At 48.2% G+C, this 14540-nt stretch carries 23 protein-coding genes; 7 read left to right on the forward strand and 16 right to left on the reverse strand.

Annotated elements, in window-relative coordinates; translation table 11 throughout:
* Positions 1–29 precede the first annotated feature (29 nt).
* A complete protein-coding gene (gene argS / locus GA565_RS10665; RefSeq protein WP_152198432.1) occupies positions 30–1760 on the reverse strand; it encodes an arginine--tRNA ligase in 1731 nt (576 codons plus the stop codon).
* A gap of 274 nt (positions 1761–2034) precedes the next feature.
* Between argS and GA565_RS10670 the strand changes: the two genes are divergently transcribed.
* Complete coding sequence (locus GA565_RS10670; protein WP_152198433.1) at positions 2035–2598, forward strand: VOC family protein; 564 nt, start codon at positions 2035–2037, stop codon at positions 2596–2598.
* A 344-nt stretch (positions 2599–2942) separates the two neighbouring features.
* Entirely contained in the window at positions 2943–3701 is a 759-nt protein-coding gene (cutC, locus tag GA565_RS10675; RefSeq protein WP_152198434.1) for a copper homeostasis protein CutC, read from the forward strand.
* Positions 3702–3959: 258 nt separating this feature from the next.
* Here cutC and GA565_RS10680 read toward each other — a convergent pair whose 3' ends face one another.
* From GA565_RS10680 to GA565_RS10745, 15 genes are all read right to left on the reverse strand, one after another.
* Positions 3960–4217 (reverse strand): pyocin activator PrtN family protein, encoded by a 258-nt coding sequence (locus GA565_RS10680; RefSeq protein ID WP_152198435.1) that lies wholly within the window; start codon positions 4215–4217, stop codon positions 3960–3962.
* Complete coding sequence (locus GA565_RS10685) at positions 4214–5035, reverse strand: helix-turn-helix transcriptional regulator (protein ID WP_152198436.1); 822 nt, start codon at positions 5033–5035, stop codon at positions 4214–4216. The genes GA565_RS10680 and GA565_RS10685 overlap by 4 nt, the downstream gene beginning before the upstream one ends.
* A 1-nt stretch (position 5036) precedes the next feature.
* A complete protein-coding gene (locus tag GA565_RS10690) occupies positions 5037–5297 on the reverse strand; it encodes a hypothetical protein (protein WP_152198437.1) in 261 nt (86 codons plus the stop codon).
* Entirely contained in the window at positions 5297–5530 is a 234-nt protein-coding gene (locus GA565_RS10695; RefSeq protein WP_152198438.1) for a hypothetical protein, read from the reverse strand. The genes GA565_RS10690 and GA565_RS10695 overlap by 1 nt, the downstream gene beginning before the upstream one ends.
* Positions 5520–6095, reverse strand: coding sequence for a hypothetical protein (locus tag GA565_RS10700; RefSeq protein WP_152198439.1), 576 nt, complete (start codon positions 6093–6095; stop codon positions 5520–5522). Before GA565_RS10700 ends, GA565_RS10695 begins: the two co-directional genes overlap by 11 nt.
* Positions 6095–6955, reverse strand: a complete 861-nt coding sequence (locus GA565_RS10705) for an ORF6N domain-containing protein (protein WP_152198440.1) — start codon at positions 6953–6955, stop codon at positions 6095–6097. The genes GA565_RS10700 and GA565_RS10705 overlap by 1 nt, the downstream gene beginning before the upstream one ends.
* Positions 6952–7233: a hypothetical protein gene (locus tag GA565_RS10710; RefSeq protein WP_152198441.1), complete on the reverse strand. Its 282-nt coding sequence runs from the start codon at positions 7231–7233 to the stop codon at positions 6952–6954. Before GA565_RS10710 ends, GA565_RS10705 begins: the two co-directional genes overlap by 4 nt.
* A gap of 12 nt (positions 7234–7245) precedes the next feature.
* Positions 7246–7740, reverse strand: coding sequence for a hypothetical protein (locus GA565_RS10715; protein WP_152198442.1), 495 nt, complete (start codon positions 7738–7740; stop codon positions 7246–7248).
* Between the two features lie 82 nt (positions 7741–7822).
* Positions 7823–8242, reverse strand: a complete 420-nt coding sequence (locus GA565_RS10720; protein WP_152198443.1) for a hypothetical protein — start codon at positions 8240–8242, stop codon at positions 7823–7825.
* Entirely contained in the window at positions 8239–8457 is a 219-nt protein-coding gene (locus GA565_RS10725) for a hypothetical protein (protein ID WP_152198444.1), read from the reverse strand. Before GA565_RS10725 ends, GA565_RS10720 begins: the two co-directional genes overlap by 4 nt.
* Entirely contained in the window at positions 8444–8614 is a 171-nt protein-coding gene (locus tag GA565_RS24615; protein ID WP_193311893.1) for a hypothetical protein, read from the reverse strand. Before GA565_RS24615 ends, GA565_RS10725 begins: the two co-directional genes overlap by 14 nt.
* Complete coding sequence (locus tag GA565_RS24950; protein ID WP_322746218.1) at positions 8607–8888, reverse strand: host cell division inhibitor Icd-like protein; 282 nt, start codon at positions 8886–8888, stop codon at positions 8607–8609. Before GA565_RS24950 ends, GA565_RS24615 begins: the two co-directional genes overlap by 8 nt.
* Positions 8885–9082, reverse strand: a complete 198-nt coding sequence (locus tag GA565_RS10735) for a hypothetical protein (protein WP_152198445.1) — start codon at positions 9080–9082, stop codon at positions 8885–8887. Before GA565_RS10735 ends, GA565_RS24950 begins: the two co-directional genes overlap by 4 nt.
* On the reverse strand, positions 9075–9407 hold the full coding sequence (locus tag GA565_RS10740; RefSeq protein WP_152198446.1) for a hypothetical protein: 333 nt from the start codon (positions 9405–9407) through the stop codon (positions 9075–9077). The genes GA565_RS10735 and GA565_RS10740 overlap by 8 nt, the downstream gene beginning before the upstream one ends.
* A gap of 160 nt (positions 9408–9567) precedes the next feature.
* The gene (locus GA565_RS10745; RefSeq protein ID WP_152198447.1) at positions 9568–10236 is read right to left on the reverse strand and encodes a LexA family transcriptional regulator; all 669 of its coding nucleotides are present in this window, start codon (positions 10234–10236) and stop codon (positions 9568–9570) included.
* A 99-nt stretch (positions 10237–10335) separates the two neighbouring features.
* Here GA565_RS10745 and GA565_RS10750 point away from each other — a divergent pair, with 99 nt between their 5' ends.
* The 5 genes from GA565_RS10750 to GA565_RS10770 are packed head-to-tail and all read left to right on the forward strand — an operon-like array spanning position 10336 to position 14089.
* Entirely contained in the window at positions 10336–10605 is a 270-nt protein-coding gene (locus GA565_RS10750) for a helix-turn-helix transcriptional regulator (protein WP_152198448.1), read from the forward strand.
* A 10-nt stretch (positions 10606–10615) separates the two neighbouring features.
* Positions 10616–11434, forward strand: coding sequence for a helix-turn-helix domain-containing protein (locus GA565_RS10755; RefSeq protein WP_152198449.1), 819 nt, complete (start codon positions 10616–10618; stop codon positions 11432–11434).
* Positions 11431–12312 (forward strand): ATP-binding protein, encoded by an 882-nt coding sequence (locus GA565_RS10760; protein WP_193311894.1) that lies wholly within the window; start codon positions 11431–11433, stop codon positions 12310–12312. The genes GA565_RS10755 and GA565_RS10760 overlap by 4 nt, the downstream gene beginning before the upstream one ends.
* Complete coding sequence (locus tag GA565_RS10765) at positions 12309–13673, forward strand: replicative DNA helicase (RefSeq protein ID WP_226950947.1); 1365 nt, start codon at positions 12309–12311, stop codon at positions 13671–13673. The genes GA565_RS10760 and GA565_RS10765 overlap by 4 nt, the downstream gene beginning before the upstream one ends.
* Positions 13673–14089: an antiterminator Q family protein gene (locus GA565_RS10770; protein ID WP_152198452.1), complete on the forward strand. Its 417-nt coding sequence runs from the start codon at positions 13673–13675 to the stop codon at positions 14087–14089. Before GA565_RS10765 ends, GA565_RS10770 begins: the two co-directional genes overlap by 1 nt.
* Positions 14090–14540 lie beyond the last annotated feature (451 nt).

Here is a 14540-nt window from a genome sequence, read left to right on the forward strand (position 1 = left end):
GGCCTTTTTTATACGTCATCACGCAGGGGTTACATGCGTTCTACGGTTTCAATACCCAGAGTATCAAGGCCGGTTTTCAGGGTTCTTTGAGTCAGCAGCGCCAGCTTCAGGCGGCTGTTGCGCACGCTTTCGTCTTCGGCGTTGAGAATAGGGCAGTCTTCGTAGAAACCGGAGAACAGACCTGCAACGTCGTAGAGGTAGGCACACATCATGTGTGGCGTGCCTTCGCGGGCAACGCTGGTTAACACTTCTTCAAACTGCAGCAGACGGGTGGCCAGCGCTGTTTCACGCTCTTCGGTGAGTACCATCGGCTGAGTCAGGCTGTTTACGTCGATTTCAGCACGTTTAAAGATTGATGCCACACGGGTATAGGCATATTGCATGTACGGTGCAGTATTGCCTTCAAACGCCAGCATGTTGTCCCAGTCGAAGATGTAGTCAGTGGTGCGACTCTTCGACAAATCGGCGTATTTGATTGCACCGATACCGACCGCGTTAACCAGGCTTTCAAGTTCGTCGTGCGGCATATCGGGATTCTTGACCAAAATAAGCTCACGGGCGCGAACGATGGCTTCGTCCAGCAAATCAGAAAGTTTGATGGTTCCGCCTGCACGGGTTTTAAACGGTTTGCCGTCTTTGCCCAGCATCATGCCAAACGCATGGTGTTCAAGGGTCACGGAGTCTGGCACATAGCCCGCCTTACGCACGATGGTCCAGGCTTGCATCAGATGCTGGTGCTGACGAGAGTCGATGTAGTAAAGCACGCGGTCCGCGCCGAGCGTTTCATAGCGATATTTTGCGCAGGCAATGTCGGTGGTGGTGTAAAGGTAACCACCATCCTTTTTACGAATGATGACGCCCATCGGGTCGCCATCTTTGTTTTTATATTCGTCCAGATAAACGACTACAGCGCCTTCGCTGTCGACCGCCAAACCTTTGTCCTGGAGGTCGGAAACAATGCCTGGCAGCATGCTGTTATAAAGGCTTTCACCCATCACGTCATCACGGCTGAGCGTAACGTTCATGCGATCGTAGGTAATCTGATTTTGTGCCATGGTCACGTCAACCAGCTTGCGCCACATCTGCAGCAGGTATTCGTCACCGCCCTGAAGTTTTACCACGTAAGCACGGGCACGAAGGGCAAACTCTTCGTCTTCATCATAGTTTTTCTTGGCGGCGCGGTAGAACTCTTCGAGGTCGGAAAGCTTCATGTCCCCGGCGTTTTCATTCTGCACTTTCTCGAGGTAAGCAATCAGCATCCCAAACTGCGTGCCCCAGTCGCCGACGTGGTTGGCGCGAATAACTTTGTGGCCCAACAGTTCATTGGTACGCGCTGCCGCGTCACCAATAATGGTCGAGCGAATGTGACCCACGTGCATCTCTTTGGCCACGTTTGGCGCAGAATAGTCGATAACAATCGTCTGCTGCTCAACCGGCGAAATACCCAGCTTAGCATCAGCCAAAGCGGCATCGGCGTTAGCAGCAACGAAGCCGCTGTCGAGAAAGATGTTGATAAAACCTGGGCCCGCGATTTCAACCTTGGAAGCGATACCGGCAAGGTCCAACAGCGCCACTACTTTTTCTGCCAGTTGTCGTGGCGGCATTGCTAATTTTTTAGCAACGGACATCACGCCATTGGCCTGATAGTCACCAAACTGTGCTTTTGCAGACTGGCGAACCTGTGCTTCGCTGTCCGTCGGAGCACCTGCGGCAACAAGTGCCTGGCAAATTTTTTCTGAAAGAAGGGCCTGTATATTCACCGGATTACCTTAAATGACTAAACATATAACACCGTAACGGTGCCATCTTGATTGACTGGCATGAACAGACGTCGAGCACTTATTGTCCCATCGTCCACTCCTGACTTTAATGATGGGCATTTATAACATATTCGCCAACTTGAGTCAGTATTGTAGGCGGGAATATCCCCTTCCTCTTTCACGTTATTAACAGGGCTTTAGTCAGTGTAGAACTGGCAACAGACGAAGGGGTTGTGTAAATTAAGCGCCCCAGGTCACAGAGAGAGAAAAAAACATGACAACAATAAATAACGTGCCGGAGTTAGAAGACCTGGTGGCAGATCTGCCGCGTTTCAATCAACTTTTGGCCGCCTTTGCCGAAAAGTTGCAGCTTAATCTGGCAGAGTTTCATGCCGATCATATTTCTGTTCGCTGCCACCAGAACACCACCGCCGACCGATGGCGCAAAGGGTTTAGCCAGTGTGGTTCTTTACTTAATGAAACTGAAATTAACGGCCGCCCCATTTGCCTGTTTGACCTGCCGCAGCCATTACGCGTAGGCCCCTGGCAAATAGACCTGATTGAACTGCCTTACCCGGGGGATAAACGTTACCCGCATGAGGGGTGGGAGCACGTCGAGTTGGTCTTAAGCGGGGGGGCAGAAGGTTTTTATGCCCGTGCGCTTGCTCAGTTGGCCGATGAAGCGCTGGTGGCGCCGGGGATCAAACTGAAACAAAGCTCACCCAAGGGCGAGCATGAAAGACTGGCAAACCCGACGTTGGCGATTACCGACGGCACCCTTACTATCAAGTTTCACCCGCACAGTCTGCGCGAAATAGTGGCCAGCGAGCGAGATTAATACAGGCAATTTGCCCGGGCATTTTCCATACGATCAACCGCTTTTTCACGTAAGGCTCACTGCAGTTGGCTGAAATCCGCCCCTCAGCGCTTTTGCCGGACCTCAATTACGCGGGGCGACAGCAACTCTGTATCGGCGACCTAAAGCGGGATAACGTCAGCGTCGGGAAATTTATTTCATTTAAGGCTATCGCTGTGACTGCGGTCGATCCATTCATCAAAATTGAATGTCATAGTTAGCTTTCCTAAGCAGGCAGTGGGGCAGGATGCTCATGCTTGAGGCTACGCGACATGGCCCCCTACAAACATGTGTTGTAGCATAGGGCCGTAATCAGGAGAGACCACATGACTAAGTTAGAAGTGTGTTGTTATAGCGTGGACTGTGCATTAACGGCAGAGCTAGCCGGAGCCGATCGCGTCGAACTATGCGCGAGTCAGGCTGACGGCGGCATTACGCCAAGCTATGGAACATTAAAGCTGGCCAGAGAAAAGGTGAATATTCCCGTTCATCCAATTGTTCGCCCGCGAGGCGGTGATTTTTGCTATAGCCAAAGCGAATTTGACGTTCTTAAAAGTGATATTGCCTGCGTCCGTGACCTGGGTTTTCCTGGGGTAGTGGTCGGCATGCTCGACGCCGAGGGGCATATTGATATGCCGCGCATGTGGGAAGTGATGGCGCTTTGCGGTGATATGGCAGTCACTTTCCACCGCGCGTTTGATATGTGCCTAAACCCAAAGGTTGCGCTTGAGCAATTGACTCAGCTGGGCGTGGCGCGCATTCTGACATCGGGGCAACAGCAGAATGCCGAGGTGGGCATTTCAATGCTGCGTGAACTAAACAGCCTGACGCGTGGTCCAATCATTATGGCAGGCGCGGGCGTGCGCTTAACCAATCTGCAGAAGTTTGTTGATATTGGTTTGAAAGAGCTGCACAGCTCGGCAGGACGTCAGGTATTTTCGTCCATGCGCTACCGTAAAGCGGGCGTATCAATGAGTTCCGATACCGATTTTGATGAATTCAGTCGTTATTGCGTAGATGGCGATATCGTCGCAGCAATGAAAAATGCCTTGGAATTTGACGATTCGGTCAGCCGTACGGCGTAGGGGGACAGGGTTCCCTGTATTGCCGGCCGGGTCAAATCGATAAAGATTTACCGGGTCCCAGGACCCTTTTGCGTCGCCCTGCGCAAGTACCAGGCCCCGTCATTTTGGCGGGGCTTTTTTTATTAAAAACAATAAGTTAAGTTTGTCGGGGGTACTGTAGGGATACTGGGTAATGCAATAACATCCAACAATTAACGAAAAAGAGCAGTAATTTAACCAACAAAAAAGGCCTTTAAAGGCCTTTTAGTATTTTATGTTTTAGTATTTGTTCACCGAGGCATGCAAAGCTCGACCCTCTTTGCGTTGCTTATCGATGAACTCAGCGAGGTCCGTTATATGAATCATGCGCGGTGCTTTTTGGCTATCGCCCACTCTAAAAGTTGGGATCGGTAATTGGTAAAGTGCGGCTTTTCTTTCCGCTGTAGCGGGGTTCATACCGAAATATTTCTCGCAGACAGAAGAGACTGGAACGGTCGAAGTTTCAAACTCAGCCATCAATAAAAATACTGTGTTCATGGGTTAGCTCCCCGCAGATGAGATTCCAGCTTTTCAACCAATACCAACAGGTATCGTTTTTGATTTATTTCACCCTTAAGCTCACCTACCTGCTGCTCTGAAACTGCCAGCGTGGCATCCAACACTTTAAGCTGATCGGTCAGTACAATGCTGGTAGGTACCGTAATGGTGTCAGGAAACTCAATTTCCCTCGGTCTATCTGGGTTCCGTGGTGAAATGTTACCAGCCTGATATTTAATGCGATTGGTCAACACCATTGAACCACACGCCGATCCTTGCGCTGCAACGGTTTTCTGTTGTTCTCCAGCCTTAAATTTTGGCTTTTGGTCAACACCTGCTGACCACCGGTAAAACGAGCGCTGACCATCTTTACGTAAGGTCACGACACCTTTATCCACGTCTTTAGCCAGGCGGCCACTAATGCTTTTCTGCTCGACGTTTGCAGCCTCAGCCAGCTCACGTGGTGTGACTTCTCCTTTCGATTCGCGCAGCAACGTACGAATAAGCGCGATCGCCGGCACGGTGATTTCCTTATTTACCTTCTCGACTGCAGCAGGCGCAGGTTCTGACGTTGCCTTTACAGAATCCGGCTGCCGGGTCACCACGTTGGTAACCTGTTGACCACGAGGTGCGCCGTTGACCACCTTTCCTGTCAGTTGGTATTGCCCAGTAATGCACCGGACTGTGCCTTTGCGCATCTGATTAACCAGCATGGCGTTAACAACGCTTTCAGACTGGCTCATGTAGCTTGCTAGCGCCTCGATATCGCAGGGGGCGATTGTATCCAGTGCTTCCATCAAAGTAATTTTTTCGCTCATGTCACACTGCTCCTATCGCTTTTTCAACCACTCGATAGCCCCGTTTCCGGGGCTTCTTGATTGGCTCAATTTTTACTGGTGCCACCTTAGGCGCATCAGGGCGTTCAATGCTCAACCCAGTGCTCATGCGTCGCTTATTGTTCATCGCCCAGATGATGCGTGCTGTATGGTCACATCCATCATCGATTTTTACGCTGGCCTGAACCTGAGTATCTTTGATATCAATGCGCGGAAACTCACCAAGTCTTCTTAAAGTCGGCATTAGTTAGCCTCCTTTCTGTACAACTCCCCCATTACAACCTTGTAGGCACGCATTACATGCACGGTGCGACCGGTAATCTCAGTTTTGCGCTGAATGAGTCCAGAGCTGGTGGCACGAACGCCGGTACGAAGCAGAGCAGCATCAACACATCGGTTGTGCTGGCCGACCCGCGGCAGCCAGCTAGTGAGGGTGAGCGTTGCGGTCACGCCATGATCGTCATATTCAATTTTCATCGATAACCCCCTGGAGCATGTCAAAGGTCTCTTCTTTTACCGGCATAATCACTAAGAGTGGGTTACCGAAGAAACGATTAATGATGGGGTCCAAAACCAGGAGGCACGGGGCAGATTTACCCGTGGGCTTGAACCGTACGACGCCAGTACCATCGCCAAACATGCGGTGAGGCAGTGACAATGCCTTTACACTGAACATCGGCAGTTCATGCGTCAGATCTGCATCGGCTGGCATAATCTTTGAAAAGTCGGGATATTTGCTTTCGATGTGATCGAGGGCGTTATAGCCGACTACTTCCTCATCTTCATTGAGGTGTGAGGCATACCATTTGCCTTTCATCTGCAAGATCGCTGTACCTTCTGCACTCACTGGGATTTCCCCGTGCACGATGAACACGCCATCGATATCGGTTTCAGCGCCGTGCTCCATCATGACCGCCGCCCAGCCATTCGTTGCCTTGATGTGAGTGGGGGTGATGTAGACCCCTTTCAGGTATTCGCGTGTTTCTTTATCATCAGCTACACAGCAAAGTGCGGCGCGAAGAATGTCAGTTGGAAAGAACATTATTTTGCCTCCGGGGTGTAAACGGCTTTGTCGTGGCTGAATTCACCGTTCCAAGTGGTTTTCATCGGCAGCTCACTTTTCAGGTATAGGGCATACAGACGGTGACAACCCTTTTCCAGGAGGACCGGCGTCTTTTTACGAAATGGTTCCTTGCCATGAGGTTTAATCTCCGTTTCTTCTTCGGTGAGATATTTGTCACGGGCATATGAGGCAACGCGCCAGCGGGGGTCTTTCTCCGGGTCACGCTGCTCGTTAAAAATCCAGTCACGGCTAAACGCCCACCACATCACTTTGCTGGTATTGACGCCATTCAGGCATTTGCAGAACGAAGGGATAGTCATACCTTTGGCGAAATGTTTTTCCAGACTTTCGACGGCTGTACTCAGATGCTGGTTTTGCAGGCCTAAAGCTTCGAGCTTCTCTTCTGCTTCCAAAACCATCAGCGCCAGTTGCTTGCGGCCAATGGCTGCCGGGTCCATCGGAGCAGCCAGCACATCACGCTTCGTGAAATAAAATTCACTGAGATCATTGAAGTAGTCCCACGACTGATCTGTTTCGAGAATCTTTGCATGGTTCGCCGCACCGCGCTCAGTCCAGAGGGTGAGAGATCTGGCTTTGGGGGAAATTTGTACTCCTCTCGAAGAGTTGCGCAAAATTTCTACTTCCTCGCCGGAAAGCTTGAAATAATGCCTACCTTCTACAAACCGTGATTTGTTACGATTGAAGTTGTTGGTGATCATCTGCTCTGTTGCGCCATACCCTGCAGCTAACTGCTCAGTTGTCGCCACGCGCTGACCGCGATACTCGATAGCCTGCAAATCTTTGGCATCCACTTGCGTCAGTTCAGTTTTTGTATTCATTTTTTGTCTCCAAATGCGCGGCGGATTGTCTTTTTTAGTTTCTTGCCGTTATTAACTGAGCAATAAAGCTCAGCCAGTTCTTGTGCCAGCATGACTTCACCGGTTTCCTCATCAACAAAATGCTGATTGGGGTTGTTTTTGATAAATTCCTGCACCATTGGCATCTCTAAAAATTCCCCTGGGCTGTAAATATGGCTTTTGCGTCGTTCGTGCTTTGCAGTTGGTACTCGGTGGAGCGACACCACACCAAATACCTTTGCGTTGTCTTGGTTTGCCATGCTGCTCCTACCTCAGTGCAAATTAGCTGGAACGGTCAATTTTCCCTTGCGAAATGCCGCGATCCCTTCAATAAATACGTTGTCGATAAAATCTCGCATCCACGTAGAGCTATCCTGTTCGCGTTTAATACGATCGCCCTGGTAAAACCTCATTACCGCGAGATAGCGTTCACCTGGGTTTTCCTGAAGGATCACAGCCTCGACTTGATGCTGGAGTAATAGCTCAATAACGTTCTGGTCAACGAGCATTGCTGCGTGCCCGTGCACGAATACATCATCACCATCCGGAGTGACACCGAACCGCCTACGGCATTCGAGTAGATATGTAATGGCCTCAACCGAGCGAGCCTGCTTGCAGAAAAGCTCTGCATATTCGTGCAGCTCCGCATCGGAAAGTGGCTCACCCGATTTGATACGCGCACCATCTACCAGCCACAAAGGAGCCTCAACACCAGACTGGCTGATAAACTCAATCAACTGCTCAACATTCATATTTTCAACTTTCATGCTAATACTCCTTTTCCGAAGTTCAGGGCGCAGGATTCCCCGACCAAAAGGCCGTAATTTATTTTTGATTACGCGTTACTAATTAAAACGGTTTTGCTTTAGTCAGTGCCTGATATTCAGCGATCAATTTGTCGTGCTTAGTTTTCCACTTTTCAATTTCGCGTTGCTTTGCAAAAATTAAACGGATTCGACGCATACAGCGGGAATGAGCTTCCCAATATTCCTTTCTCACTTCACCACGACGCCAAATAGTCTGGTCATCACGGTCAATCTTCACATCAGGATGACGAGAAGGGCGGAGAGCACGGTCAAATACTTTCTGTGTCATGAAGTGGGCAAGGTTATTAATTGCAGCACTACGACTGAAATACTTTCTGAATCGACCATGACGAGATACGTAATAAACAGGCGTTTGATTGATACGAATCGCCATATCTATACCGCCATCGCTGAGATCATCACCATCTTCAAAGCGGTTGTAGTCAATTTTATCAGCTTTCATTTATATCCTACCTGCTCAGAAACCAAACAAATATCCCGCCTGATTTGATTAATGTTTATGGAAAGAAGAGTTATTAATGATGATTCCTTTATGTTTCCTGCGACTTCATCACCCAGGTGCTCAGAAAGAATATCTAATGACAACTCAACTCTCTGTAGCCTTGCCGAAATATCGTTCAATTCTAAATAGGGAGATTTCTGTTTAGCCTGCTTCATATGCCAAACCTCTTTTCGCTTCGCTGGCAATGATTTCTAAAATTCCAATTGCCAAATCGATTTGTTTTTTGTCATCAACCAAAAAGGCCGCTGCTTTGGCTAACACTTCAATTTTGATCAGAGCATCTTCAGGATGCATTGGCTCAGGCTTATCCATGAGAGCCCCTTAATGTTGGAAGTTTGCAGGCCAGCGACAAAACATAATCACGAGCCAACTGGCTGCGGGCCTCTCGTTCGCTGCATGCGGTCACGCGGCGCATGACTGGCTGAGACTTCGCATCAGAGCGCAAGATAGATGCAAACACGTAAATGGCTGTGCTAGTATTCATACAAACTTGTGAGCTACCCTGGAAAGTGTTCGTTAAGTTTAGGCTCTGGTTAATTCTGGGCGTTTTAACCAGAGCCGCCTTATTTTGGAATACATCCATCATTTTAACTCCTCAATAACACCAGTTAGATTATCAATCACTGGGTTTAGTAGTTTAATAACACCTTCAATTACTAAACGATCTTCCATCTCAATGTCAGGAACCAGTGCAAGATTTAAAATAGCAACCGCAGATTCAACGTTGGATAGTGAAATTGTAATTTCAGATGCTGCACAGAATGAAATGGTCTTATTCATGCATTCTTCCATTTAATAGGTTACTTAAAGTTTTTTTAAATGGTTCTGAGGAATTAATGATTTTCATTGCCTCTGCGTTGATTTCATCTTTTGTTGAAAAAGCGCAAATCAATATCTGAAATTTTCCGTATTTTTTATATAAAGCATAAATAGGATTGTTAACATCGGGTATTAATCTAATAAACGCTGATGTTTCATCTTGAGTTTCATAAAAATGAGTAAATACCCCCTTGTTATCCACTAAAGGAAATGTGTGATATTCACCTGGTGCAATACGTAGAGTAACGTTTTCGAATGTTGTTAAGTCATAGTTCGTATTCTTCATCTTTTCAACTCAGTTGTTTGCTGATGAGATGAACAATACGCAATGTATTAATGATGGTCAATACAAAATGGATTAATGTTGTGTATTTTTTTATATCCAACTGATATTGAGGTGTTTTTTATAGCGAAAAAAAAGCCGCTGTGCGCGGCTTGAGGGGTTACTATGGTATATTGGTTATTTTGGCATCAACTACGACGCCTAAAATTTTACAATTCCCATTTATTGGAATTATTGGATACTGAGGGTTTAAGGGTTTCAAAAATTTCTGACCTGCATCAAATACCAATTTTTTGAAAGTTGCCTCATTATCAAAGTCTAGTTTAGCAACAACCAGTTTCCCATTATGTGGTTCTACCTCAGGATCAATAAGTATCACCATTCCTTCAGGAATGCTCAACCCAACAGGTGACGTCATGGAGTCGCCTTTTACATCTAACCAAAATGAATTGTCAGAACACTCAACCGTTGTTTCATACCAACGATCAATGCTTTTGCGATGATATGGCTCGATAGCTTCAGCCCATTCACCAGCGCTGACCCAGCTTAATACTGGATACTTACCGGCTGGCTTATGCCATGAATGGAATGAGATATTGGATTCGTCAGTTGGGTTCGACACAGAACCATCTGAATGAATCATAAACTTATGTAGGTTAAGAATTTTAAAGATTTGGGCTATCACCTCTAAACTTGGTTCTCGCCGCCCATTCAGCCAATGCCCAAGCCCACCCTGAGTTACACCTAACGTTTCTGCTAGACGTTCCTGAGTCATGTTCAGTTCTTTCATTCTGGACTTTGCCAGGTCTTGCCATTTCTGTTTCATGTGCATGATTATTACAATCCGTATTTTTAGATCAAGGTTCATATTGTATTATTTACACGCTCATGTATAGTACATATTGTATTATTAACTGGGTGAGTGATAGGCATGTTTGAACTCAAGCGTTTAAGAAAAAATGCAAAGTTAACTCAAGAAGAATTGGCTTCTTTAGTTGGAGCGAGTCAAGGCGCAATAAGCCACTATGAAACTGGGAGGCGTATTCCTGACGTAAACACCTGCCGGGCACTTGTTAGTGTGCTGAGTTTTGACGGAAATAAATTATCAATTGAGGATCTTTTTCCTCATTCTGCAGGCCCTGAACATGCAGGCCTGATGAGTGTTTCAGGCCGCTTAAAGACTTCCAGGACAACTTCGTGAGGGCTGACGAATGAGTATGGAATTAATGACCAAGGCATTCAAAATCAAGGTTGGTAATCCTCTGAGGAAGCTCATCCTGATTAAACTGGCGGATAACGCCAGCGATAAAGGCGAATGCTGGCCAAGCTTTCAGCATATTGCCGACCAGTGCGAAATAAGCCGCCGTTCGGTTATCAATCACATCGACGCGCTTTGTGATTGCGGGCTGCTCAAAAAAGAGCTTCGACTAGGAGTAAAAGGCAATGCGAGCAATCTCTATTACCTCACTTTAGATGGTGCAGGAGATTCACTAGGGGGTGGTGCAGCATATTCACCACATAGTGCAGGAGATTCACCAGGTGGTGCAGGAGATTCACTAGGGGGTGGTGCAGGAGCTGCACCCAGAATCAGTCACTCTTTTGAATCAGTCATAGAATCAGTCATAGAACCTAAATCTATTGGTGCACAGGCTGACGCTAGTCCATCGGCACAACCTGCAAAACAGGAATATTCTCCAGAGTTTGAACAAGCCTGGCAGGCATACCCAAAACGCGCAGGGGGAAATCCTAAGCACTCCGCCTACAAGTCCTGGAATGCCCGTCTCCGCGAGAAGGTGACTCCGGCGGACATGTTGGCTGGGGTTCGTCGATACGCCGCGTTTTTGACCTCGACGGGGAAAACAGGCACCGAATTCGTGAAGCAGGCCGCCACGTTCTTTGGACCCGATCGGCACTTCGATGAGGCATGGTTGGTCACGGCATCGGTATCAAGGCAGCAAAGACACACCGGATTTGCAGAATGCGATTATGGCACCACACAAAAACCGGCATGGGCGAGGGGGAAATCATGAATAATTTTACGCACCAACGGGCTCAGGAACAGTCTGAACTTACAGTTCAATTGAGCGAACTGCAAGAGGAAATGGCCTTCACAAAGGGTATTGCAGGACCGTTATACAGTGCCTTCGTGATTCAGGAGCCTCAGCAGGCCAACTGTGAGTTGCATGGTCACTTTGAACAAAACTATCTCACACTCGAATACCGCGGGCGCCTTTCTGAGAGGCGATCACGTTGCCCGCATTGTTTGAAAAATGCGATTGATGCAGCCGAAATACGAAAACGCCAGATCCGGATAGACGAACTGACTGAACAGGCCAATATCCCCCCGCGCTTCACGGGCAGCGAATTCAACAATTTTGACATTCTTAACATCTGCGCCAGCCAGAATCTCTCCGTACTGCGCGACTATGCAGCCTCATGGCCAACCATGCTGGCCGCCGGCACGAGCCTGATCATGTGTGGTAAACCCGGCACCGGTAAAAATCATCTGGCTGTCGCATTGGCGAAGGATATTATTCGCAACCACGAAAGCGCCGTCCTCATGACGTCTGTCATGCGTATTATCCGTGCCGTGCGCCGCAGCTGGGACAAGGGTGCAGACATGCGGGAAGAAGACGTGATCGGGATTTACACCAGCCGCGACCTGCTGATCATTGATGAAGTTGGCATTCAGTACGGCAGCGATTCTGAAAAAATCATCCTGTTCGACATCCTGAATGCCCGTTACGAAGACATGCTGCCTACCGTGTTAATCAGCAATCTTGCACCAGTGGAAATCGCCGAAGTGATTGGCGAGCGCCTGATGGACCGCATGGTTGAGGGGGATGGCGCGACATTAATATTTGACTGGCCGAGTTACCGCAGCCGGAAAGGAGCAGTATCCGCATGAGCATCTGGCGTGACGAGGACATTGAGGGCGCCGTGATTGGCGGTATTTTTCAGCGGGGCGTTGACTCCGAGGTGATGGAGATAATTTCTACACTTCCCATCACCACCTTTGGGAACTGGCAGTATCAGGAGATATTCCAGGGCATTATCAATCAGGCGAAAGCGAAGGGCGTGATTGACCCCATCCTGTTGTGTGAGGCGATGCCCCGGCATGAAGCGACAATTCTGGAAGCTGCCGCCAAGGCCTGGGCAAAATCATCGTTGAAGCACTATGCGATGGTCTTGAAGCGTAACGCGACGCTCAGAATGGCAGAGGATGTGTTAGAAAGCGCTATGAAACGCATCCAGTCGGCTACCAGCAGCGAGCAGGCAATAATGATACTGGATGATGTCAAGGCAAAAGTGGCCTCGCTGAGCACCGCTGAGGAGGTTTTAAGGGCTATCCATATTAACGATTTATTGCCTCAGATTACCGACAGGCTTCAGGACAAAATGGACGGTCGTTCAGAAGGCCGAACCGTGCTCACCGGTATCGAAGAGTTGGACACGTTGACGGGCGGTCTAGACCAGACAGATTTAGTGCTGCTGGCAGCACGCCCTTCGATGGGAAAAACCGAAATGGTGTTGGACATCATTGACAAGGTGACAGAGCAGGGCCAGGGCATTCTGTTTTTCAGCATGGAAATGGGGGCTATCCAGATCGCCGAAAGGCAGGTAGCTGGCGCCGGTCACTTCTCCACCTCCAAGCTCAAATCGCCTGACAGATTGAATGACGAAGACTGGGCCAGAATAGCCAGCGGTATTCAGCGAATGACAGATCGTAAAATCTGGATTATCGACGCCACTGACTTGAACGCCGAGCAAATTAAGCAAAAGGCAATCAGGCATAAGCTTGAATATCCAGAGATCGCGCTGGTGGCCGTAGACTACCTTGGGCTGATTAAGCTTCAGGGAAAAAACCGCCATGACCTTGAGGTGGGCGAAGTATCAAAGTGTCTAAAATCGCTGGCTAAGACGAATAAGACCCCCGTCATCGCCCTTAGCCAACTGTCTCGCAGTGTAGAAACACGACCGAATAAACGTCCGGTTAACGCCGACCTCAAAAACTCAGGAGAAATTGAAGCGGATGCCGACATCATCATGATGCTTTACCGCGATGAGGTTTATAACGAGGAGAGCACAGCGCGAGGAATTGCCGAAATCAACGTGACTAAAAACCGCAATGGCGCACTTGGAACCGTTTACCGCAGTTTTCGCAACGGCCACTTTCAGCCCATCGACCAGGCCGAGGCTTATAATTTGTGCAGAGAGCAACCGGAATCCAATAGTCGTCGCTATTCAAACCGAGGGAGAGCAGCATAATGCGTGATATTTCGATGGTGTTGGAACGCTGGGGAGCATGGGCGGCCAGTGGTAAAAGCAATCACGGTTACCCGCGAACTGCTGCAGGACTTTCCCGACTACTACCTGCGAGCCGTGCAGGCCGAGTATCTTGTTGTGACGACGACGGCATGCAGCTAAACGAAGCCATGATTAGGCTGAGCAAAAAAGACGAGTATCTGTGCTCACTCATTGAGTGGTACTACATCGACAATCTTAACCTGCGGGTTATGGGCAAAAAATTGGGTATTTCATATAACACGGTAGCTATGCGCCTACAGACTGCTGAGGGCTTTATTGACGGGTGTCTTTGGGCACTAGATATCCGTCTTGAGATGGACCGAGAATGCCGAAAAGAAAGTATTGTAGCCTTTGAACTCAAAAAAGTTGCGTCATGACAAATCCGTGATTAATCTGCTAAGAGTGGTTACTTAGTCACGTAGCTTACACAGTTCAAGATTTGCACTTTGGCTGGTTTTTTAGTAAAAAATGGCATCACTATTATACAGTTATATGCTATTTTTTCGTGATGAAAACCCCGTATTTTAAGGTGCCATCATGAGCGGAATATGCAGTTGCAATGTAAGGCTAGATGATTCTCAATACTGTATTGATAGTTTTGGTAACACTTTTAAGTCATGCCCGCGATGTTCACAAATTTCAGGGCATCATGTCTTCTACACAACAGATGAATTTGGTGAGAAAGATATGGGGGATGGGCGTGTTTTATTGCAGACTTATTGTCCATCATGCAGAAGCTACAAAAATCGTCCTCTTGTGCCAGCATTTGAGTGCAAATAAAACGTACATATCAAAAATGTAACGAGCTTGTTCGACCTTCGCACTCAA

This window comes from Rouxiella sp. S1S-2 (assembly GCF_009208105.1).
Lineage (GTDB): Bacteria > Pseudomonadota > Gammaproteobacteria > Enterobacterales > Enterobacteriaceae > Rouxiella.